This window comes from Actinomadura sp. NPDC023710, assembly GCF_040639875.1.
Classification (GTDB): domain Bacteria; phylum Actinomycetota; class Actinomycetes; order Streptosporangiales; family Streptosporangiaceae; genus Spirillospora; species Spirillospora citrea.
In genome coordinates this window covers 16,758-39,193 of the sequence record NZ_JBFAGB010000032.1, presented here as the reverse complement: position 1 = coordinate 39,193, position 22,436 = coordinate 16,758, and the positions used below count along the sequence as shown (strand labels likewise).

General features: G+C 71.3%; 13 protein-coding genes and 1 tRNA gene. 2 read left to right on the top strand and 12 right to left on the bottom strand.

Going from position 1 to position 22,436, the window contains the following annotated elements; translation table 11 throughout:
• Positions 1-5: 5 nt before the first annotated feature.
• The 4 genes from AB0H37_RS31495 to topA form a co-directional block, all read right to left on the bottom strand.
• A complete protein-coding gene (locus AB0H37_RS31495) occupies positions 6-1,721 on the bottom strand; it encodes a S8 family serine peptidase (RefSeq protein ID WP_360616615.1) in 1,716 nt (571 codons plus the stop codon).
• Positions 1,722-1,855: 134 nt separating this feature from the next.
• Positions 1,856-2,995, bottom strand: a complete 1,140-nt coding sequence (locus AB0H37_RS31490) for a DNA polymerase III subunit delta' (RefSeq protein WP_329098161.1) — start codon at positions 2,993-2,995, stop codon at positions 1,856-1,858.
• 19 nt (positions 2,996-3,014) lie between these two features.
• Positions 3,015-5,084, bottom strand: a complete 2,070-nt coding sequence (gene tmk / locus AB0H37_RS31485) for a dTMP kinase (RefSeq protein WP_360616614.1) — start codon at positions 5,082-5,084, stop codon at positions 3,015-3,017.
• Positions 5,085-5,112: 28 nt separating this feature from the next.
• Positions 5,113-7,803, bottom strand: coding sequence for a type I DNA topoisomerase (gene topA, locus AB0H37_RS31480; RefSeq protein WP_179837901.1), 2,691 nt, complete (start codon positions 7,801-7,803; stop codon positions 5,113-5,115).
• 254 nt (positions 7,804-8,057) lie between these two features.
• Between topA and AB0H37_RS31475 the strand changes: the two genes are divergently transcribed.
• Positions 8,058-8,243, top strand: a complete 186-nt coding sequence (locus AB0H37_RS31475) for a DUF5703 family protein (RefSeq protein WP_141580137.1) — start codon at positions 8,058-8,060, stop codon at positions 8,241-8,243.
• A gap of 212 nt (positions 8,244-8,455) precedes the next feature.
• Here the strand turns inward: AB0H37_RS31475 and AB0H37_RS31470 are convergent, their stop codons facing one another.
• The 3 genes from AB0H37_RS31470 to AB0H37_RS31460 all read right to left on the bottom strand — a co-directional run bounded on the left by AB0H37_RS31470 (position 8,456) and on the right by AB0H37_RS31460 (position 12,701).
• Positions 8,456-10,459 carry a chaplin gene (locus tag AB0H37_RS31470; RefSeq protein WP_360616613.1) on the bottom strand — a complete coding sequence of 668 codons (2,004 nt, stop codon included), beginning with the start codon at positions 10,457-10,459 and terminating at the stop codon, positions 8,456-8,458.
• Positions 10,460-10,594: 135 nt separating this feature from the next.
• Positions 10,595-11,302, bottom strand: a complete 708-nt coding sequence (locus AB0H37_RS31465) for a hypothetical protein (protein ID WP_360616612.1) — start codon at positions 11,300-11,302, stop codon at positions 10,595-10,597.
• A 79-nt stretch (positions 11,303-11,381) separates the two neighbouring features.
• Complete coding sequence (locus AB0H37_RS31460; RefSeq protein ID WP_329098152.1) at positions 11,382-12,701, bottom strand: M20/M25/M40 family metallo-hydrolase; 1,320 nt, start codon at positions 12,699-12,701, stop codon at positions 11,382-11,384.
• 112 nt (positions 12,702-12,813) lie between these two features.
• Between AB0H37_RS31460 and AB0H37_RS31455 the strand changes: the two genes are divergently transcribed.
• A tRNA-Leu gene (locus AB0H37_RS31455) sits at positions 12,814-12,899 on the top strand.
• Here the strand turns inward: AB0H37_RS31455 and AB0H37_RS31450 are convergent.
• The 5 genes from AB0H37_RS31450 to AB0H37_RS31430 all read right to left on the bottom strand — a co-directional run bounded on the left by AB0H37_RS31450 (position 12,881) and on the right by AB0H37_RS31430 (position 22,254).
• The gene (locus tag AB0H37_RS31450; RefSeq protein ID WP_360616611.1) at positions 12,881-13,384 is read right to left on the bottom strand and encodes a recombinase family protein; all 504 of its coding nucleotides are present in this window, start codon (positions 13,382-13,384) and stop codon (positions 12,881-12,883) included. The two genes, AB0H37_RS31455 and AB0H37_RS31450, sit on opposite strands and share 19 nt — an antisense overlap.
• 395 nt (positions 13,385-13,779) lie before the next feature.
• Positions 13,780-14,928 carry a beta-propeller fold lactonase family protein gene (locus tag AB0H37_RS31445; RefSeq protein ID WP_360616610.1) on the bottom strand — a complete coding sequence of 383 codons (1,149 nt, stop codon included), beginning with the start codon at positions 14,926-14,928 and terminating at the stop codon, positions 13,780-13,782.
• A gap of 248 nt (positions 14,929-15,176) precedes the next feature.
• Positions 15,177-17,993, bottom strand: coding sequence for a sugar-binding domain-containing protein (locus AB0H37_RS31440; protein ID WP_360616609.1), 2,817 nt, complete (start codon positions 17,991-17,993; stop codon positions 15,177-15,179).
• A gap of 245 nt (positions 17,994-18,238) precedes the next feature.
• Positions 18,239-19,765, bottom strand: coding sequence for a beta-N-acetylhexosaminidase (locus AB0H37_RS31435; protein WP_360616608.1), 1,527 nt, complete (start codon positions 19,763-19,765; stop codon positions 18,239-18,241).
• 65 nt (positions 19,766-19,830) lie between these two features.
• A complete protein-coding gene (locus tag AB0H37_RS31430; RefSeq protein ID WP_360616607.1) occupies positions 19,831-22,254 on the bottom strand; it encodes a cellulase family glycosylhydrolase in 2,424 nt (807 codons plus the stop codon).
• Between the last annotated feature and the right edge of the window lie 182 nt (positions 22,255-22,436).

Below are 22,436 nucleotides of genomic sequence, written 5' to 3'. Positions count from 1 at the left end.
CGGGGTCAGCGCGAGACGGCGTTCAGCGCGTCCACGATGCCGCTGCCGAAGAACCCGTTCTGGCCCTTCGAGCCTTCACAGGTCTGGGTGGAGGTGTGCTTCACCCACTGGCCGTTCGACTGGGTGTACCAGACGTACTCGACCGTCCGCGGGCTCGGGCAGTCCTTGGGGGTCGCGGTGCCGCGCAGCACCCGCTCGACGAGACGCGGGTCCAGGGTCAGGCCGCCGCTGCGGTCCCGGTGCCCGTACTTGCTGACGATGAGCGCCGCGACGCCGACCGCGTGCGGGGACGCCATCGAGGTGCCCTGCAGCGACTGGTAGTAGGCGCACTTGTCGCCCTTGCAGCTGCGGATGATGTACGGCACCTTCGGCGTGCCGTCGGCGTTCAGCTCGCCGCGCTCCTTGGCGAGCCGCTCGGGGTAGGCCGCCCAGATGCCGCCCTTGTCGTCCGGACGCTGGTCGGCGTTGTCGACCTTGTCGCCGCCGGGCGCCGCCACCGCGACATAGCCGTTGCCGAAGCTGCTGTAGTACGACTTGCGGCCGCTCGGGCCGGTGGCCGAGATCGGGATGACGTTCTCGCCCTCGGACGGCATCGAGACGCAGCTCGCCGGGATCGTGCGGTCGTGCGGCTCCTCGCCCGGGGTGGACGGGAAGTCGGGGCTGCTGTCGTCCACGTTCGTCTTGGTGTAGTCGACGAGGTCGTTGCCGGCCGCGGAGATCAGCGTGACGCCGCGCTTGTGCGCGAAGTCCAGGGCGCGCTGCGCCGCCTTGATGATCGTGCGCTGCTCCAGCTGGTCCTCGGGGCTGTCCGCGGGGTTGTTGCCGCAGTTCCAGAGCCACGGGTCGATGTAGTACGACATGTTGACGACGTCGATGCCGTGCTTGGCCGCGTAGGTCAGGCCGTCGACGGTCGGCTGGAGGAAGAAGTAGCCGGAGTCCTGGCCGACGCGCAGGTTCACGATCGACACGTTCGGCGCGACGCCCGCCATGCCGAGGCCGTTGCGGGGCGAGGCGATCGTGGACGCGACGTGCGTGCCGTGGTCGTTGTCGTCCCAGTCGTTGGGGTCGACGCACGACGTGAACTCGCAGGGCCCGTCGACCTCGTTGCCGTTGGCGTCGGTCGGGATGTCGTGGGTGAAGTTGCGGCTGAGCTTGCGGTTGAAGTTCGACGCGATGTCCGGGTGGTCGCCGTCCACACCGGTGTCGAGGACGCCGACCAGCACGCGCCGGTCACCCGGCTCCTTCTTGTAGGAGCCGTCCGCCGTGGCGTGCATCTGCTTCATGTCCCACTGCAGCTCCGCCAGGGGCTCGGTGTCCTTGGACGGCTTGCCCGCGGGGACGGCCTGGTTCTTGGCGCCGTGGACGGCCCCGGTCAGCTTCTCGACCTTCGGGGCCTGCTTCTTGGCCTTGGGCGCCTCGCCGATGATCCGGTTGTGCGCGACGCCGTCCAGCGCCCGCTGGTTCATCACGGCGTGGATGAACTCCGGGTTCTCGGACGTGACGGTCGCGACGCCCACGTCGCGGTTCTCGTGCACGACCTTGCCGCCGGCCGCCGAAACGGCCCGGTGGGCCTGCCCGAGGGACGCGCCCTCCTTGTAGAGGACGACGTACTCCGAGACCTCGCCCTTCGCCTGTGCCGGGGCCGGAGCTGCGGATGCTGGGAACGCGAGCGCCGTCACGGTGGTGACGGCGCACGCGGCGGAAATCAAGGCTCGCCGCAAGGCAGACCTCCTGGCTGTGGGGGGTGACCAACCGGATTTCGGTCAATCAGCCAGCGAACGTTACGGGAGCGCTCATGGAGAGTCGCGTACGGAAATGTAACGAATGGGGACAAATTGTGTAAGCCCCATCCGTATCACCCGTGCCGCAACGCCAAAGTCAGCGCCTCGAACGCCAGCTGCGGGTTGACGTTCGCCGCCAACCGCTCCCTGCAGTCCATGATCGCATCGAGGCGCCGGAGGGTGTCCTCCGGGCGCCCGTCCCCCGCGGCCGAGCGCAGCTCGGGGCCGAGCTCGATGTTGACCAGCTCGCTGCCCGCCCCCAGTTGCAGCGTCAGCACGTCCCGGTAGTAGGACGCGAGGTCGAGCAGCGTCCGGTCCAGGGCGTCGCGCAGGATCCGCGTCGCCCGCGACTTCTGCCGGTCCTCCAGCTCCTTGAGGGCGCCCGCCGTCCCGCGCGGCATCCGCCCCTTCTCGCTCTCGCCGAGCGCCTTGCGCAGGGCGGAGGTCTCCCCGTCGTTCAGTTCGGCGGTCTGCGCGTCCCGCTCCGCCTTCGCCGCGCTCACGAGCGTCTCCGCCGCCGCGACCGCCGCGCTCACCCCGGTCAGCCGGCGCGGCACCGCCACCACCTGCTCGCGCACCCGCCGCATCCGCGGATCCGAGGCGAGCCGGCGCGCCCGGCTGATGTGCCCCTGCGCCGCCCGCGCCACCACCTCGGCGGTCTCGCGCTCGACGCCGTCGCGCTGGACGAGGAAGTCGGCGATCGCCTCGATCGGGGGCGTCTGCAGGGTCACCAGCCGGCAGCGCGACCTGATCGTGACGAGCAGGTCCTCCGGCGACGGCGTGCACAGCAGCCACACCGTCCGCGGCGGCGGCTCCTCGATCGCCTTCAGCAGCGCGTTCGCGGCGCCCTCGGTGGCCCGGTCGGCGTCCTCGAACAGCACGATCTGCCGCCCGCTCCCGCTCGGCGAGGACGAGGCCCGCAGCACCAGCGCGCGGGCGTCCCTGATGCCGAACGACAGCCCCTGCGGGCGGACGACCTCGACGTCCGCGTGCGTCCCCTGGAGCACCTGGTGGCAGGACGCGCAGTGCCCGCACCCGCGCGGCGTCTCCGTGCACTGCAACGCGGCGGCGAACGCCCGCGCCGCGGCCACGCGCCCGGACCCGGGCGGCCCGGTGAACAGCCACGCGTGCGCGAGCCCGCCCGTCCGCCCAGCCGCCGAGGACAGCTGCGCGATGACGGTCTCCTGCCCCACCAGGTCGTCCCACACGCTCATGGAACAGAGGCTAGCGGGCTCAGAAGTCGGTGATGACCGGGAACGTGCTCGTGGCGTCCTCGGTGCCGAGCGGGACGGGGTCGGGCAGGATCTCCCGGATGCGGTACTGGATCTCCCTGCTCAGCTCCCCCTGCGGCCGGCTCGCGTCCAGGATCAGGTAGCGGTCCGGGGCGGCCTCGGCGAGGGCGTGGAAGCCCTCGCGGACCCGCTCGTGGAACTCCTGCGACTCCGACTCCATGCGGTCGGCGGGGGCCGACAGCCGCCGCAGGCCCGCCTGCGGCGGGATCTCCAGCAGGACGGTCAGGTCCGGGACGAGCCCGCCGGTCGCCCAGGCGTTGACACGGGCGATGTCCTCCACCGGCAGCTGCCGCCCGAAGCCCTGGTAGGCCAGGGACGAGTCGACGTAGCGGTCGCTGACCACGATCACGCCGCGGTCCACCGCGGGCTTGATCACGTTGGCGACGTGGTCGGCGCGGTCGGCGGCGTACAGCAGGGTCTCGGCGCGGTCGGACAGGCCGGTGGTGTCGCGGTCCAGCAGCATCGCGCGCAGCCGCATCCCGATCTTGGTGGCGCCCGGCTCGTGCGTGGTCACCACGTCGTAGCCGTGGTCGCGGAGCCAGATCGCGGCGAGCCGCGCCTGCGTCGTCTTGCCCGCGCCCTCGCCGCCCTCGAACGCGATGAACACGCCGCGGTTGCGGCGGACGGGCTGCGGCGCCGCGGCGGCCTGCTCCGACGGCGTGTAGATCTCGCCGTGCAGGGCGGCGCGCAGGTCGGGGACGAGCGGGATGCCGCGCCGGTCGTCCAGCCGCCGGTACGCGAACAGCCCGGCCAGCAGGGCCAGGACGGCCGCGACCAGCAGGGCGACGCCGGTCCCGTGGGCGTCGTAGACGCCGCCGCCGAGGTCGAGGCGGTGGGAACCGGCCGCCGCCGCGATCAGCGGGACGGCGGCGAACGCGAGCAGCACCGTGATGAGCGCGACCGACCGCAGGTACGCCGCCGGGCGGGCGTCCTCCGGCGCCTCGGGGTCGTGCACCGCCGCCTTCGCGGTCGACCACGCGGCCCCGGCGAAGACGCCGAGGGACGCCGTCGCGAACACCACGACGACGAGGTTCTGGACGAGGGCGAGCACGACCAGCGCGAGCGCGGCCGCGATCACCGCGAGGCCGAGGAGACGGCGGCGGCTGAACGGGACGAGCACGCGCGGCCCGAGGAACAGCCCGAAACCGAGCCCCACCGTGAGCGCGGTCAGGACGGAGCCGTACCCGGCGTCCCCGCCGCCCAGCGCGCCGGCGTGGGCGCGGGCCACGGCCACGACCGCGCCCGCCGTGACGGACGCCGCCGCGATGGCGAGACCGAGACCGCGCGCGGCGGCCGACCCCGGGCCCTGGAAGATCATTTTCAGCGGCGACACGGCCGCGACCGGCTCGGTCGCCGGGATCTCGCCGGCCATCGCCACGAGGGCGGCGGAGACGAGGAACAGGCCCGCCGTCACGTACACGGCGAGGTCGGCGCGGGAACCCGCGCCGAGCGTCCCGTTCGCGACGAGCGCGAGGACGGCGAACAGCAGCGCGGCGGCGGGCGCCGGGCCGTAGAGCACGCGCGTCGCGGCACGGCGGGCGGCGGGCCGCAGCTCCTCGTCCGGGACCAGCGCGGGCAGGGACGCGCGCGCCGCCGGAATCCACAAGAGGCTCAGGCACGAGACGAGGAACGCGGCGGCGAACGTCCACGGCAGCGCGTGCACGAGCGGCACCGTCACCACGACCACCAGCCGCAGCGCGTCCGCGATGATCAGCATCAGCCGGCGGTCGACGCGGGCGGCGAGCAGCCCGGCGACCGGCGGGAGCACCACCGCGGGCAGCAGCATCAGCGCCAGTACGCCTCCGATCGCCTGCGCCTGCGCCGCGGCGCCGTCGCCGCGCGTCAGCATCGCGGCCATGGCGGTCAGCGCGGGCACGCCGACCCACTGGCCTGCGCTGGACAGCGACAGCGCGATCCGGAGCCGCCGGAACGGCCCGATCGACGAAAGCGACGAAACGCCCGGCGGCGATGGCGCTGCGGGGTGCGGCCGAGGTGCGCCCGTTCTGGTCATGTCGGTCAGGGTATCGGCGTAGATGTCCCTATGAACCGGACTTTGCGGAGGTTCGACGGCGCGGCGCCGTCTTCTTCTTCCCGCCGCCCGCGGCGACCTTCTCCCGTCGCTCCGCGAGCAGTTCCGCGGCGCGCTGGATCGTGATCGACTCGATCTCGTCGCCCTTGCGCAGGCTGGCGTTCGTCTCGCCGTCGGTGACGTACGGGCCGAACCGGCCCTCCTTGACCACCACCGGCTCCCCGCTCGCCGGGTCCTTGCCCAGCTCGCGCAGCGGCGCCGCGGCCGCGGCGCGGCGGCCGCGCTGCTTGGGCTGCGCCAGCAGCTCCTTCGCCCGGTCCAGCGTGACCGTGAACAGCTCGTCCTCCGAGCCGAGCGACCGGCTGTCGGAGCCCCTCTTGATGTACGGGCCGAACCGGCCGTTCTGCGCGGTCACCGGCTCGCCGTCCAGCTCGCCCAGCGTGCGCGGCAGCGACAGCAGCTTCAGCGCGTCGTCGAGCGTGATCGTGTCGAGCGACATCGACTTGAACAGCGACGACGTGCGCGGCTTGGGGGCGTCGGCCTTCTTCGTCCGCTTCTTGCCGTCGGCCGGCGGCGCCGGCTCAGGCAGGATCTCGGTGACGTAGGGACCGAACCGCCCCGACTTGGCGACGACCGTGTGGCCGGTCTCGGGGTCGGCACCGAGCTCCCGGTCGCCCGACGGCTGCGCGAACAGCTCCTCGGCCTTGTCGGCGGTCAGCTCGTCCGGCGCGATGTCCTCGGGGATGTTGACGCGCTCGCCGTCCCGGTCGAGGTACGGCCCGTACCGGCCGACCCGCACCATGATGTCGGTGCCCTTGATCGGGAACGAGCTGATCCCCTTGGCGTCGATGTCGCCGATGTCGCCGACCAGCTCCTTCAGGCCCTCCTCGCCGGAGTCGCCGAAGTAGAACCGGGTCAGCCAGCGGACGCGCTCGGCCTCACCGCGGGCGATCTCGTCGAGACCGTCCTCCATGTGGGCGGTGAAGTCGTAGTCGACCAGGTTGCCGAAGTGCTGCTCCAGCAGGTTCACCACGGCGAACGCCAGGAACGACGGGACGAGCGCCGTGCCCTTCTTGAACACGTACTCGCGCGCCAGGATCGTCCCGATGATCGAGGCGTAGGTCGACGGCCGCCCGATCTCCCGCTCCTCCAGCTCCTTGACCAGGCTGGCCTCGGTGTAGCGGGCCGGCGGGCGGGTCGAGTGGCCTTCGGCGTCCACCGCGCTCGCGGTCAGCGGGTCGCCCTCGGCCAGGTTCGGCAGCCGCCGCTCCTGGTCGTCCCGGTCCGTGGACGGGTCGTCGGCGCTCTCCACGTAGGCCTTGAGGAAACCGTGGAACGTGATGGTCTTGCCGGTCGCGCCGAATTCGGCCCGCTCGTTCTGCGTCGACACCCCGGTGACCCGGATCGACACCGACTGGCCGACGGCGTCCTTCATCTGGGACGCGATCGTCCGCTTCCAGATCAGCTCGTACAGGCGGAACTGGTCGCCGGACAGGCCCGTCTCCGCGGGCGTGCGGAAGGAGTCGCCCGCCGGGCGGATCGCCTCGTGCGCCTCCTGCGCGTTCTTCACCTTGGACGTGTAGACGCGCGGCTTGTCCGGGACGTACTCGCCGCCGAACAGCGAAGCCGCCTGCCGCCGCGCCGCCGTGATCGCCGTCTCCGAGAGCGTGATCGAGTCGGTTCGCATGTAGGTGATGAAGCCGTTCTCGTACAGCTTCTGCGCGACCGACATCGTGTACTTCGCGGAGTAGTTCAGCTTGCGGCTGGCCTCCTGCTGGAGGGTCGTCGTGCGGAACGGGGGGTACGGACGGCGCGTGTACGGCTTGGGCTCGACCGACTTGACCTCGTACGGGCGGCCGCGGAGCCGCTCGGCGAGGGCCGTCGCCGCGGCCTCGTCCAGGTGCAGCGCGTCCCGCGTCTTCAGGGCGCCGTCGGAACCGAAGTCGCGGCCCTGCGCGACGCGCCTGCCGTCCACCGAGACGAGCCCGGCCTTGAAGGCCGTCGGCTCCTCGTCCTTGCCGGTGTCGAACTGGGCCGCGATGTCCCAGTAGTGGGCGGGGACGAACGCGATCCGCTCCCGCTCCCGCTCGACGACCAGCCGCGTCGCCACCGACTGCACGCGGCCCGCCGACAGCTTCGGCATGACCTTCTTCCACAGGACGGGGCTGACCTCGTACCCGTAGAGGCGGTCCAGGATGCGGCGCGTCTCCTGCGCGTCCACCAGGCGCATGTTCAGCTGGCGCGGGTTCGCGGCGGCGCGCTGGATCGCGTCCTTGGTGATCTCGTTGAAGACCATCCGGTGCACGGGGACCTTCGGCTTCAGGACGTCCTGGAGGTGCCAGGCGATCGCCTCGCCCTCCCGGTCCTCGTCCGTCGCGAGGAAGAGCTCGTCGGCCTCGGCGAGCAGCTTCTTTAGCTTCTGGACCTGCTGGCGCTTGTCGGAGTTGACCACGTAGAGCGGCTCGAACCCGTGCTCGACGTTCACGCCGAGCTTCGCCCACGGCTCGCCCTTGTACTTGGCCGGCACCTCCGAGGCGCTTCCGGGCAGGTCCCGGATATGGCCGATACTGGACTCCACGATATAGCCGCGGCCCAGGTAACCGGCGATCGTCTTCGCCTTCGCGGGCGACTCGACGATCACCAGGCGCGTCCCCGCGCCGTTGCCCCGGCCACTGCTCGCGGTGCCGTTCTTGGCTGGCACAGTCGCTCCAACCTCGCTGTCTCGGGTTCTCTGAATCAGGCTCTTCCTACCGGCTTCGTACAACGTCGCATGACGGCGTGTTTGTGCCCGCGCCTTCTCGCGACCGCCTCGCGATCATCGTGCCGCCCCCGCGGAGGGGCGGGATTCTCACCGCCGCGCGCCCCCGACAGGATGACATGCCGCCGCGCACCGCGCGGACCGGGAGGCCACGGTACGGTGCCGCACGGCCGGTAGACCAAGTAATAATGGTCGCGATGGCGGAGTACACCTACCTCGTCCTGTCACTGCCGCGCGGTACCACCCGTGACACCGCCCGGCAGATCATGACCGAGCACGCGGAGCACGGCGGGTGGGAACTCGATCGCTTGCGCCTGTACCCGGACGGCCGCCGTCGTATTCAACTGCGCCGCAAGGTCATCCGCGCCGTCCGTACGTTCTGACCGTTCCCAGCGGCCTGTCCGGAGCGTAGCACTGCGTACGGATTCCCTGACGTGACGTTACTGTGTCCGCCGCAGGCACGGCCACACCCGCCCGTGAACATGCCTTCACCCGCCCGTGGACACGGCTTCGCCCGCCCCGGTCCGCGCCTCCGGGACGGGCGAAGGTCCTCCGCATACCGGCCCGAGGCCGGCTCACCCGCGGTCTGGTGGATCTAGCGGCGGCCCACCCGGATCCGCCGGGTCAGCACCAGGGTTCCGGCCGCGGCGGCCAGCAGCCCCGAGACCGCCGCCAGCAGCGTCGCGCCCGCCCTGGTCCCCGGCGTGATCGTCTTCGTGGACGCGACCGGGGCGATCCGGCCGATCCCGCCCGGCACGTCCGCGATCTTGGCGGTGGCCACGCCGTGCAGGTCGACCGGCGTCGCGGGCAGCGCGAGCGCGCCCGGCGCCCCCTCGGCCGGCCGGACGCGCTGGGCTCCGGCCCTCACCGGCGCGCTCTTCCCGGCCAGGCCCTGGGCCTGGGGAAGCACCTTCGTCCCGGGAAGCACCCGCGTCACACCGTTCACATCCGGAAGAACGCCCACCTTCGGCAGGCCCGTGCTCGGAAGGTCCTTCGACCTCGACACCGCGCTCGGGGCCTGCTCGCCCTGGAGCACGGTTCCCTTGGCCAGACCGACCAGGCCCAGCTTCGAGGCGGCGGTGCCCAGCGCCTGCGGGTTCCCCAACTCGGGGAGGCCGTTCGCGACCGGCGCGCCGGTCGCCGCGCTACGGCCGTTCACCCTGGGGAGGCCGGCGCCGCCCGGCAGGGCCTGCGTGTCCAGGAGGGAGACGGCCGCCGGTGCGCTGTCACCGTCGAGCGCGGTGCGCTGGGTGCGCCCCGCGGTCCCGCCCTGCGCCGGAAGGCCGCCGACCAGACCGGCCCCGCCGTTCAGGACGGGCACGCCGTCAAGGCCGCCGACCGCGGGCGGGTCGATCTTCGAACCGGGGCGCGGGCCGGTGCCGGCCGTCCGGGAGTAGGGCTCGTACCCGCCGTTGCCCGGCTCGTCGCACACGCCGGCGGCCCGGCCGACCACGGCGGCGGCGTTGCCGCACACTTCCGCGGGGACCTGGACCGGCGCGTTCGCCTGGTTCCCGGAGCCGGTGCCCTGGGCGCCGGAGGTCTTGGCGCCGGAGCCGTGCGAACCCTTGACGAGCGACTGGCCGTTGCACTTCGCCGCCGCATCGCCGACGACGGCCGCCGCGTTGCCGCAGACCTCGGCGGGGATGGAGATCGGGGCGTTGCCCTGGTTCCCGGAGAGGATGCCGCGCACCCCGGAGGTCTGCTGGTCGCCCCCGGAGCCGCTGCGCACGTGCGCGCCGCCCTCGCAGAGCGCACCGGCCTCCCCGACGAGCGCCGCGGCGTTGCCGCAGGCCGTCACCGGGATGCTGATCGGGGCGTTGCCCTGGTTCCCCGAGAGGATCCCGCGCGCGCCGGACGTGGTCTGCCGCCCCGTCCGGTGGCCGCCGTTGCGCACGGAGGCGCCGCCCTCGCAGGCCGCCACCGCGTTGCCGATCGCGTTGCCGCAGACGTCCACGGGCACGCTGATCGGCACATCGGCCTGGTTGCCGCTGCCGACGCCGCGGACGCCGGACGTCTTCTGCCTCGATCCGGTGTTCCCGCCGCTCTTGACCTTCGAGCCCCCTTCGCAGCCCGCGAGCGCCCCGCCGACGACGGCGACCGCGTTGCCGCACGCGTTGACGGGCGCGGAGATCGGAGCCTTGACCTGGTTGCCCGCGAGGACGCCGTCCGTCCCGTCCGTGGTCTGGCCGCCCTTGCCGCTGCCCTTGACCTTGGCGCCGCCCTCGCAGCCGGCCTTCGCCCCGCCGACGACGGCCACGGCGTTGCCGCAGGCGTTCACCGGCAGGGAGATGGGGGCGTTGACCTGGTTCCCGGACACGACGCCGCGCTTGCCGGACGTCCGCTGGCCGCTGCCGCTGCCGCCCTGGTCGACCTTGGCGCCGCCGCGGGACTTCGCCTTGCTGCCGCCGACCAGCGAGACGCCGTTGCCGCTCACGTCGACGGGGGCGGAGATCGGCGCGTTCACCTGGTTGCCGCTCAGGACTCCGCCGTTGCCGGTCGTGACGTCGGCGAAGGCGTTGACGGGGATGGCACTGACGCCGAGGGCGACGAAGCCCGCGGTCAGCACGGCACGCGAGGTGCCTTTTGCCCACGTTCGCATGATGCTCCTAGGGGAGAGTTGGTGGAGAAGAGACACGTGTGTCTCGGGGGAAGGCCGCGCATGAGGGCACGGCGGGAGACCGGATCGGCGCGCCCGAGCCGCACGGGGCACGCGTCCGGAGACTGTGGTCAGGAACTAGTCGGGCGCGAAGGAGGGCTCGTCCGCGGCGGTGCGGACGGCCGGCGGCACCGCACCGAAGACATGGCGCAGTGATGCCCGACGAGGTGCGGGGACCCACGTCCCGGCCGCCGGGAACCCGGCGGCGACACCGGTCATGGCGAAGCCGCCGGTCGCCGAATGCGTGCCCGGCTTCTCAGGCGCCGGCATCGGCGCGGGGTGGTGCTGGACGACGACATGGCGGGCCCCATGGCCGGCACTCGGTCGCGTCCGGGAAAGGCTGGAAACAGCGGGCGGCGGGCGGCGGTGCGTCTCAGGCGCGGCCGCGACCTCGGTCACGACCCGCCTGGGCTCCCGCTCCGCCGCCGGCTCGACCCGAACATCCGGCCGAGGCGGCGACACATTCCGCGTGGCCTTCTCTTCACGCGGCTCCGGCGCCACCACGTGCACGAGCTCGACCGGGTCGGCGACGCCGGGCACCTCGCGCACCGGCCGGCGCTCGCTAACGGTCTGGACCGCGTCCCCCAGCAGGGGCGTCTTCTCGACGACCCCCGCCACGGGCGCGGGCGGCGGCTCGTCGGCGTGCGCGGACTGCGCCGCGCACCCGAGGAGCCAGCCGGCGATCAGGAGCCCGCCGAGGACCAGCAGGCGCCGTACGGAACGTCCCACGGCGGCGCGGCGCGGCAGGACGGATTCCGCCCCGACTCGAACCGCGCCACCTGCCACCGGACACCCTCCGCCGTCACCGATCCGTCCTCAACGAATGGCGACGATAGCACCACGGAAAGCTCTGGTGATGGCAAATTCAAGAGCGATCAAGGAATTTGTCGAGAACCCTGACTCCGAAGCGCAGGCCGTCCACGGGAACGCGCTCGTCGACCCCATGGAACATTCCGGAAAAGTCCAACTCTGGGGGCAATTTCAGCGGCGCGAAGCCGAAGCACCGCATGCCCAGCGTGGAGAACGCCTTGGCGTCCGTCCCGCCGCTCAGGCAGTACGGCACCGGCAGCGCGCCCGCGTCCTCCGAGGTCAGCGCCGCTTCCATCGCCGCGACGAGCGCGCCCTCGTAGTCCGTCTCGACCGCGTGGTCATGGTGGACGAAATCCCGCTGAACGTCCGGACCGAGAAGTTCGTCCACCACCGAGAAGAATTCCGTCTCGTGCCCGGGAAGAAAGCGCCCGTCCACCTGAGCCGTGGCGGTCTGCGGAATCACATTCGCCTTATATCCGGCATCCAGCCGCGTCGGATTGAGCGTGTTCCGCAGCGTCGCCCCGATCATTCGCGCGAGCGGCCCGATCTCCGCAAGGCACTTTTCCGGATGTTCCGGATCGAACTCGACGCCGTACGCCATGCAGGCCCGCTCCAGAAACGCCCGCACCGACTTCGTCAGCCGCACCGGGAACTCGTGCGCCCCCAGCCGCGCGACCGCCGCCGCCACCGCCGTGACCGCGTTGTCCGGATGCACCATCGACCCGTGCCCGGCCGTCCCCTTGGCGGTCAGGTTCATCCACGCGATGCCCTTCTCCGCCGTCTCAATGAGGTACATCCGCCGGTCCCCGGGCACCGTCAGGCTGAACCCGCCGACCTCCCCCACGGCCTCGGTGCACCCCTCGAACAGCTCGGGATGCTCCCGCACCAGCCAGTGCGCACCCCACTTCCCCCCGGCCTCCTCATCGGCCAGGAAGGCGAGCACCACGTCCCGCGGGGGCCTGCGCCCCTCCCGCAACCGCTGCCGCGCCACCGCGAGGATCATCGCGTCCATGTCCTTCATGTCCACGGCCCCGCGCCCCCAGACGCACCCGTCGGCGATCTCCCCGCCGAACGGGTCGCGCGTCCAGTCCTCCTTGCGCGCCGGCACCACGTCGAGATGCCCGTGCAGGAGCAGCGCGTCACGCCCCGGATCCTCCCCCTCGATCCGCGCGACCAGGCTGGCCCGACCCGGATGCGACTCGAAGATCCGGGCCTCCAGCCCGACCTCCTCCAGCTTCTCCGCGACGTACTCCGCCGCCACCCGCTCCCCCGGCCCCGAATGATCGCCCGGGTTGCTGGTATCGATCCGGATCAGCTCCTGGCAGAGCCGGACGACCTCGTCCTCAGCGGTCGGCTGCGGAACCACAATGATCACCTCGCGTCGCTTGCGTACCGTCCCATGGTGCCCCGCCGATCGACTTCGCCGCGACTCGCCACCTTTGGTATGGTGAACTCCGCCGCCGCAGCCCCGCTGCGGCCTGCGACCGGTCCGGGTGGCGGAATAGGCAGACGCGCTAGCTTGAGGTGCTAGTGCCCTTTACGGGGCATGGGGGTTCAAGTCCCCCCTCGGACACACAGTTTGTACATAGCCGGGCGTTTCCGTGGTCCTCGCGGAGTCGGCGCCCGCAGATCCCGCAGCACAGCGGCCCCGCTGGTAGGTAACAGCGATCCGGCCTTGCGGTGGTGCCGCGCGGGGTCTGGTTGCCCTGGACCGCGATGAAGTCGGCTTCGCTGACCAGGGCCGGGTGCGCGGGGCGAGCGGAGATGGCCCAGCCGTCGGGCAGGTTCCACCGCTGCACTTGCCGATGTCCCAGCCCAGGTGTTGGACGGATCGATCAGATCATGCTCGCTCGGCCGGCGATTCCAGACCTGCCGCCCGGTGTACCGAGGATTGTTCAAGATCGTCCGCACCGCGGTCAGCGTCCACACCTGCCGGGACCGGTGAGCGTTCCGCCGCGGATCAGCCGCTGACGGATGCGGAATCTGCATGGCGTTGAGCGCCCGGGTGATACGCGCCATGCTGTGCCCGGCCAGCCGCTGGGCGAAGATCCATTGCACGATCGGCGCGGTCTACGGGTCGGGTTCAAGTCGGCGAGCCCGCCCGCCCCAGGCGGCGTGGGCCCGGTCGGGGTGCGGGCCCGCGTCCACCAGCTGATAGCCGATCAAGCCCAAATGATCACGTCAGAGCGGTACAGCCGGGACGGGCCACACCTCTCCCGGGCGGTGGTTCTTCCAAGAAGGGCGCACCTTCTCATTGACGGGAACGGAGACCGCCGACGTCCGGGGCGATCTCCACCACATCCGGGGGCCATTGGCAGCCGGAGGCCCCGGCAGCACGTCGGCTATGTCACCTTCGCCGAGGACGCCTCCCGCACCGGCGCCGCATGCCGAGCAATGGCCGAGAACCGCCTGGCCGGTCCCGGTCGATGTGGCCGGGACCGGTGGAGGCGGCGTCAGGATGCCGCGATTCCCTCCATTCCGATGCCGTTGGCGAACTTCGGCAGGCCAGTCGCAGTGGTGACCAGCCTCAGGGATCCGTCGTCATTCACGGCGTAGCCCTGCACGTTGCCCGCGGTCGCGTTCTGTACGTAGAGGAAGCGGCCGCTCGCGGTCATGTCGATCGTTCCGCCGCCAGGGATGGCCGCGGCCCTGCCGTTGAGCAGGCGAAGCTTTCCGTTCTTGACGCGGTAGGAGCTGACCGTGGAGCTGGCGGTGTTGGAGACGTAGTAGAAGTTCCCCACGCGCTGGATCCAGCACGAGGCCTGCTGCCCGTTCGGCACGGGTGCGCCGATCTGGCGGAGCGAGCCGCGCCGGTCGAGTCGGTGGCGGGTCAGGGTGTTGGTGGCGACCCCGACGACGAGCAGCGTGCGCTGTGTGTCGAAGGTGAACGCAAACGGCCCGTTGGAGTCCCTCGTGCTGACCGGTCTTTTCGCCAGTCGGCCACCGTGGCCGACCCGGAAGGCCAGTACGGTGTTGTTGGTCTTGGTGGTGACCAGCACGAACCGGCCGAGCGGGTCGACTCCCACCTGGGCCGGGGACAGCACGAAGCTCGGCCGGGCGGGATTGCCGAGGTGCAGCGAGCGGTTGGCCCCGGCGATCCGGTGCAGCCGGTCGTGTTCGAGGCGGAATCCCTGCACGGCGCCGTCGCCGCCGGCGTTGAGCACGTAGACCAGGCCGTGGCGTACCGCGACGCCGACCGGCAGCAGACCGCCCGACCGGGTCACCTGGAGCCGCTTGAGTTTGGTGCCGTGGACGCGGAACAGGGTGACGGTGTTGCTGCCGGCGTTCACGGCGAACAGCAGCCTGCCGTCGTAGACGAGTGAGCCTTGGGACGCCAGCGCATCGGTCGGCGCACCGGCAACGGCACCGCCGTTCCCACCGGTCTTGAACTCCCCGGCCGCGCTGAGCCTCCCGTTGTCGGCCCGCTTGAACACCCGGATCGTGTTGCCGCCGGCGGACCTGGGCTTGTTCGTCTGGACGAAGACCGCGTGCGTGCGGCCGGTTTCGCGGTGATGGCTCTTCCCGTCCGCGGTGGCCCGTCCAGTGCCGGCCAGCATCGTGGCGGCAGCCAGGGCCAGTGCAATTATCCTTTTTCGCCGCATAACTCTCCTTTGCTCCGTGAAATCTGGTGCAATCGAGATCGCGGTACCGCAGCAGCCTTGGCCTAAACGTCCTCTCGTCCGGCCAATGGAGACCCAACGGGCGAAATGTCATGGTATGAGTTAAAAATTCAAATACATGCACCCAATGACCAAGGTCGCCGTCACTACGCCGGGCGGAGGCGCGTTTTCCGGACGGAATCAACCGCAACGGCCGGATGGGGCGGGCCCCATCCGGCCTTCGTGCCGGGTCAGCCGGTGTGGCGGGTCTGGTCGGGGACGTTGAAGCCGTTGACGCGGACGTCGGGCTTGGCGGACGTGGCGGAGTAGCGGGCGGTGATGGTCTGCTGCTCGCCGGGCCAGAGCGTGACGTCGTTGTCGCTCCAGCGAATCGGCAGCACCTGCTGGCCGCCGGCGAACAGGTCGGCCCGGGTGAACAGGGCCGGGGTGCCGCCGTGGCCGACGTTGCGGACGGTCACGCTCGTCACCATCTCGCGGCCCTCGCGGCGGGTGGTGGCCTGGACCTTGATGTCGGCGGGCTTGAGGGCGCGCAGGCCGGTCAGGTCGGCGTAGCCGTCCCTCTGGAAGACCGCGAACCCGTTGGACGGGGTGTACTGGCCGGGCGCGTGCGTCTTCGGCCAGTCGACCTGGTCGGCCTTCGTCGACAGCCAGTACACGTTGCGGCTGACGACCTCGGTACCGCGGGTGAGGGTGAGCTTCTCGAAGTAGGTCTTGGAGATCCCGGACGGGACCTTCGGGTGCAGGACGGTCCGGACGTCCTGGCTGCCCAGCGCCCCGACGGGCGCGGTGGCGGTGGCGCGGACCTTGCCGTCGAGGTCGATGATCTGCGCGGTCGCGCGCAGGCCGTCCTGGCGGGCGCCGGTCAGGTTGGCGACCTTGATGGAGCCGTCGTCGTAGGAGTACATGACGTGCAGGGGCTCGTTGGCCTTCTTCGCGCCGAAGTAGACGCCCGGCTGGTCGAAGTCGGAGCCGTACATGCTCCACTGCAGCGACGGCCACGCCTTGTTCAGCATCCAGTAGATGATCCCGGTGCTGGGATTCGCCTTGTCGGTGGAGTTGCCGATGTACGACTCGAACTGCGCGCGCGTCGCCTCGTACTCACCGAGCTGGACGGTCTTGTGGTACGAGCCGGCGTCCTTCCAGGGGCCGTACCGGTGCCACAGCGGGGTGTTGTAGACGCCCATCCGGGACAGGCGCGTGTAATCGGCGTAGAAGAACGTGTGGTACATGTCCTGGCCTGCGGTCTGGCCCTGCGCGGTCGCCGGGTCCCAGATCTTCTTCTGCTCGTCCGGGGTGAGGAAGCGGTTCAGCGAGTCCTGCGTCGGAATGGTGTTGCCGGTGCTGACCTCGGTGTCGAACCCCCAGGCGCTACCGGTCATGCTGAGCGTCGGGTCGTTGGTGTTGACGGTCTCCCGCCTGTTGTTCCACAGGGCGTTCGGCGGGAAATAGTTGTAGCCGCCCTCCTTGGTGCCGGCCGGCCCCAGCTTGGGCGACGACCTGTACTCCGCGGCGGCGACCTGGGGGAGCCGGAAGTCGGCCCGCTCGAACGCCTTCAGGAAGAGGGCCTCCTTCTCCGCGTCGGGCGCGTCGTCGCTGCCCTGGAAGAAGGTGAAGACGCTCGGGTGGTCGCGGAGCCGCTCCGCCATCGTGCCCGCCTGGTTGGAGGCGTTGGCCTTGAGATCGTCCGACCAGGTCGACGACTTGCTCTCCCAGAGCGCGCAGCACTGCCAGCCCGGCATGGCGAGGACGCCCGCCCGGTCGAGCTGGGCGAACATGTCGTCGGGCGGGAAATTGCCCTCGAACCGGACCGCGTTCAGGCCCATGTTCCGGATGTAGGAGATCTGGTCGGAGACATTGGACGGGGAGTAGCGCAGGAAGAGGTCCGGCGACCATCCGGCGCCACGGATGACCAGCGGCTTGCCGTTGACGATGAACTGTCGGTAGCCGTCCTTGCCGTGGGTCTTGCCGGGGACGGGCTTGGTGAGCCGCGACGTCACCGTCCGGATGCCGAAGTCCTCGGCGGCGGCGCTGGAGACGGTCCCGCCCACGGACGCGTCCAGCGCGAGGTGGTACATCGGCTGGTCGCCCATCTGGTAGGGCCACCACACGTCGGGGTGTTCCAGGTGCAGGCCGGGGCAGTCCGCCTTGGTGATCGCAACGGCCCGTGTCGCGCGCGCTGGCACCGTGACCGTGGCCTTGCAGGCGACGCGAGTGGAACCGTGCGTCACCGTGCCGGACACGACCACCCGCTGCGTCGACCCGGTGTTGTTGCGCACGTCGGCCTTCACGGTCAGGTCGGCGGCGGACAGGTCGGCGGCGTCGTCCTGCAGGACGTGCGCGTTCTGCACCGAGACCGGCCCGTCCTGGACGATCTGCGGCGCGTACTGCAGCCCGGTGTTCTGGTCGGGCGCCATCGGGTTCCAGTCGACCTGGTTCTGGGTCAGGTACCGCATGGGCGTGTCGAACTTGGTGATGTCGGCGTCGTTGCGGGAGACATCGAGCGCGATGGCGTTCGCCCCGTCCCGGACGTAGGGCGTGATGTCGTATTCCAGCCGCGCGTACGAGCCCTGCAACTGCGCACCCCCGGCGACCTTCTTCCCGTTGATCCAGAGATCGGCCTTCCCGGAGACGCCGTTCATCACCAGTGACGTGCGGCCGCCCTTCCTGGGGTGGACGGTGAACTGCTCGCGGTACCACCAGTTCACGTCGAACTGCTTGGCCGGCACCTTCGCCATGTTGTCGTTGTGGAAGATGTCCGGGTACCGGCCGTTCTCCAGCAGGCCCGCCATCAGCGTCTCGGGCCGGGACAGCGGCAGCCAGCCCTTCGTCGAATAGTCCGGCTTGGAGATCTCAGCGCCGGTGTCGCGGGTGTCGGCGGAGGACCGGATCGCCCAGCCGGAGGCCAGTTCCGTGGTCCCGGAGGACCGGATCCTCTGCACGGCGGGCCGGTGCCCGGAGAATGCGTGGGCCGGCACCGCGGGGGCCAACGTCCCGCCGAGGGCGAGCACGGCGCACAACGCCGTGGTTCGAGTCCTGGACCCGCTCATGTGTCCATCACTCCTTCGTGCGGCCGGAGCCGGGCGCTTCCCGGCGGCCGATGCAACCCATGCTCGGACCGGAGGCACCCGGCAGGCCGTAGGGCCAGGACGTCAACGGGGGTAGTGCTAAGCCCACTTCGCGGTGAGGACGGTGGCGTCCAAGAGCCGCCTGGTCTCGGGGGCCCGCGCCGACCTGAGCGCGGCACGCCCCCTGCCATGCAGCCGCTGTGAACGGCAGCCTGCCGGCCGAGGGGTCAGTTCGCCATCCGCCAGGTCTTGCGAGGTTGGTCGTGCATCCGTCCGGGGATGCCGGGGCGTTGCTGCCAGGGGTGCGGTCCGCTGGGCGGGCGGTACCCGACGCCCAGCGCGTCCAGGCGGGCATAGTGCGCCATGTTCATCCGGCGCTCGAAGTCCTCGAAATCACGTTCATCCGGGCCTGGGAGCTGCGACCAGGCCACTTCGGCGAAAGCGACGAGGCGGGGGAACGCCTGGTAGTCCACCCGGCTGCGGTCCTCCGCGACCTCGGTCCACAGGTTGGCCTGTGCACCGATGATGTTGGCCGCGTGGGGCGTGCCGGACAGCCGGGGCGGTACGGGTTCGAACCGGTAGACGTCCTCAAGTGTGTGGACCCATCCGAACGGCACGGGCTCTTCGGAGCCGTGGGCCTGGACGTGGTCGAGGTAGACCTCTTGTTGCGGACACATCACCACACTGTGGCCGGCCTGCGCGGCGGCGATCCCGCCCGAGTACCACCGCCAGCACATGACGGCGGCGCCGTCCGCCAGGCCGCCCTCCAGGATCTCGTCCCAGCCGATGAGGCGCCGGCCCCGCGCGGCGAGCCAGCGGGCGAAGTGGCGGATCATCCACGACTGGAGACCGTCTTCGTTCTCGAGCCCGAGTTCCCGGATGCGGGCCTGGGCCGTGGGCGACTCGCGCCACTGGTCCTTGAAGCATTCGTCCCCGCCGATGTGGACGACCCGGCTGGGAAAGATCGCCAGCACTTCCTCCAGGACATCCTGATAGAAGCGCACCACGGCGTCAGTAGGGGCCAGCACGTTGCGGTTGAAGCCCCAGTCGGTCCCCACCTCCAGCGCGGCGGTGTCGACGACGTCGGTGTTCCCCAGTTCGGGGTAGGCGGCGATGGCGGCCTGGGAATGGCCTGGAATGTCGATCTCGGGCACGACGGTGACGTGCCGCTCCGCCGCGTAGGCGACGATCTCGCGCAGATCGTCCTGGGTGTAGAAGCCGCCGTGCGGCCGCTCGTCCCACAGCGGCGGCTCCCCCCAGCCCAGGCGAGACCGCCGCCGCCAGGCGCCGATCTCGGTGAGCCGGGGGTGGCGGCGGATCTCGACCCGCCACCCCTGGTCGTCGGTGAGATGCAGGTGCAGCACGTTCAGCTTGTGGGCGGCCAGCAGGTCGACATAGCGCAGTACATCGTCCTTGGGCAGGAAGTGCCGCGCGACGTCGAGCATGAAGCCCCGCCAAGCGAAACGCGGCCGGTCCTCAATGGTCACGTACGGCACCGTGACCGGTCCCCGCGCACTGGGGGCGCGGCGAAAGGCCTCCGGGCCCAGCATCTGCCGCAAGGTCTGACGCCCCCAGAAGGCACCCGCCTCATCACCGCCCACGATCTCGGCGCCGTCAGCCGACACGGAAAGCCGGTACGCCTCCGGCCCCAGTGACGGGTCGACATCGGTACGCACATCCCCGCTGACAGGACCGGACCCTCCGGTCCGTTCGACCCGCCCCGGGGCTGGTATCAAAGCCAACTCAGACGCCACACACCCAGTTCTAACACCCGCCACGACCGGCTGCTGAGGTTCACCGAGCCCGCACCGTGAAGCGGTCAGCCGATCGTCAGCCGGTACGAGCCGCGGGCGCAGCCGGTGACCCGCCAGCCGCCCTCGGCCCTCGTCGCTTCGATCTTCTCGATGCCGGTGACCGCGGGAGCGGGGCGGTCTTCTCCCGGCACCCAGACGTCCAGTTCGCAGCCGCCGCCGGTTGTCCTTCCGGCCAGCGTGAACTTCTGCGGTCCCGTGGGCTTCGCGCCGGGCCGGCCACCGGGGAGGGAGCGCAGCGAGGTGAGGACGCCGGGTGCCGCGCGCGGGTAGGCGCGCGAGATCTCCTGGACGGCCACCGCGTCCGGGGGCAGGAAGCGTCCCGTCGCGCAGTCGAGGTTGTTGAGGCCGTTCCCTGTCGGCTCGATGCCGTTCTGCGGATCGCCGCACGCCTGTTTCCACACCCAGAACGCTCCGCCGATCCTGCCGTCGTCCTCTTGGCGGGCGTAGCGGCGCAGCCTGCCGGCCACCGAGCCGGCGTCGCCCCAGAACCCCCACTCGCCGCTCCAGACCGGCATGTCGCCGGCGGCCCGCCGTGCGAGGGCGAAGCCGTGCTCGACGGAGGTCATGACGGGCAGCCCGAGCGAGGCGTCCATGGTGATCGACTCGGCGTACAGATGGGGCGCGAAGACGACGTCGGGATCGGACCGGAAGGAGCCGCGCGGGATCGCGTCGAAACCGGTGCCGGACCAGAAGATGCTCGGCTCGACGAACAGCAGATGGGGGCGGGACTCGGCGGCGCGGATCGCACGCAGGACACGGTCGTGGAAACGGCCGAGCAGCAGCGTCGAGGTCAGCGGCGCCTGCTCACCGAAGCCGGGTTCGTTCAGCGGATCGAACCCGGCCACCGCGGGGTCGCCGCCGAAGCGTCCGGCGAGCATTCCCCACACCTTCACCAGGCGGCCCTGGACACCGTCGCGGTCATAGTAGAAGTTCGTGAACGCGCGGTTCCCCGCGGGCGAGATGTCGCGTCCGGTGAACTGGCAGCGGGGTGCGCCGTCGGCCTTGGTCGCCCACGCGGGCGCGCCGTCGTAGCCGTCCATCCGGGACGTGCCGAAGGGGCACGAGGTTCCGGCCGGGGTGGGCTCGTTGCTCCAGCCGTCCTGGTGCATGTCGATCACCGTGTACAGCCCGTGCCGCTTCGCCCAGGCCACGGCCTGGTCGATCTGCCGCAGGTAGCCCTCGTCGTACCGGCCGGGGCGCGGTTCGATACGTGACCACGACACCCCCAGCCGCACCACGTTCAGGCCGAGCGCCGCCATCTGCGCGAAATCGTCCTCGCTGAGCGGCAGTGTCGCCGGCACTCCCGGACGCGGCACGTAGAAGTCGACCAGCTGGTTGACGTTCACTCCGCGCAGGAGGACCTGCCTGTCCTCACCGTCGACGATGCGGGGCCGCTCCCCGCGGACGGCCCGCAACGGTGACAGCTCCGTCCCCTGCGCGGCGACCGGCTTGCGGGCGGACGGTGCGGGCTCCGGTCCGGCGAGGGCCACGGCTCCGGCCGTCGCCACCACCACGACCGCGATGCTCAAGGCGGTCGCGGCGGAGGCGCGCGGGGCCGCCCGCCCGAACGCCCGGCGGGTGGCGGGCAGGGCCAGCAGCGCGGGCAGCCAGCCGAACGCGACGCCGAGGGACGCGCCCTCGCCGAGCCTGATCCACAGGGCGGCGGGCGTCTGCAGGGGAGCACCTGGCCCGTCCAGGATCAGGAGTCCGGCGACTTGGACGGCGCCGAGGACGATGCCCGCCCAGAGCGCGGCAAGCCACCCGCCGAGAAAGGCCCCGGCGGCCGTGCGGGACCGGCGTGCGAAGGTCCGCTGGGTGCGGGCGAGCGCGAGGGAGACGACGACCAGTCCGGCGAGGAGCCCGGCCGCCCCACCCTGCGGGGACGCCGACGGCAGTCCATCCGGCAGGTCCCGCGACCAGTGCGACGCCACCCACGGTCCGGTCACCGCCAGCACCGAGACGCTGACGGCAGCGACCGGCCAGTGCGACCGGCGCGCGGGCTCGCCGTCCTCGCGGTCTCCCGTACGGGCGAGAAGGGTCACCGCCGCCGGGACCAGCGCGTACAGGGCCGCTTTGGGCACGGTGAAGCTCGTCGCCCACAGCAGGTCGGCGACGTTCGGCTCCGGCGCGGTCGCCGCCGTCGACATGGCGGCCTTCGCGACCACGGCGGTGAGCACGAACCCCGCCCAGACCGTCGCGAAGCGCGCCCGCCGCCCCAGATGCCCGAAGGCGGACACGACCCACGCCGTGCCCCCCAGCAGCAGCGGAACGTAGACCACCAGGGGAACGATCTGCCAGCGCGCCGCCGGCACCACCCGTCCGGGCATGCCCAGCAACGCGAAGTACCCGACCGGATCGATCAGCGCCCCCACCACGACCAGTACCAGGACGGCACCCACGGTCGTCGACACGAGACGTCGCGAACCCAAGGTGGCCTCCTGGCGCCGGGGAAGCGCCAAATTACATGAAGGATCCTCATATTTGCTAGGACTGCCGGAGAACCGACGAGTCGCCGTTCGGTCATGGCCACGCCGGAGGGAGCTGCTCGCCCTCGACGAAGGTGCACCTGGCACTGTCCGGTTGACCGCGACGTGCACGCACGGCAGCACAT

Excerpts from the sequence above, each read along its gene's own strand:
- AB0H37_RS31490 (WP_329098161.1), bottom strand. The coding sequence starts at position 2,995 with ATGAGCGTGTGGGACGACCTGGTGGGGCAGGAGACCGTCATCGCGCAG.
- AB0H37_RS31475 (WP_141580137.1), top strand. The coding sequence starts at position 8,058 with ATGGCGGAGTACACCTACCTCGTCCTGTCACTGCCGCGCGGTACCACC.
- tmk (WP_360616614.1), bottom strand. The coding sequence starts at position 5,084 with ATGACCAGAACGGGCGCACCTCGGCCGCACCCCGCAGCGCCATCGCCG.
- AB0H37_RS31470 (WP_360616613.1), bottom strand. The coding sequence starts at position 10,459 with ATGCGAACGTGGGCAAAAGGCACCTCGCGTGCCGTGCTGACCGCGGGC.
- AB0H37_RS31445 (WP_360616610.1), bottom strand. The coding sequence starts at position 14,928 with ATGCGGCGAAAAAGGATAATTGCACTGGCCCTGGCTGCCGCCACGATG.
- AB0H37_RS31440 (WP_360616609.1), bottom strand. The coding sequence starts at position 17,993 with ATGAGCGGGTCCAGGACTCGAACCACGGCGTTGTGCGCCGTGCTCGCC.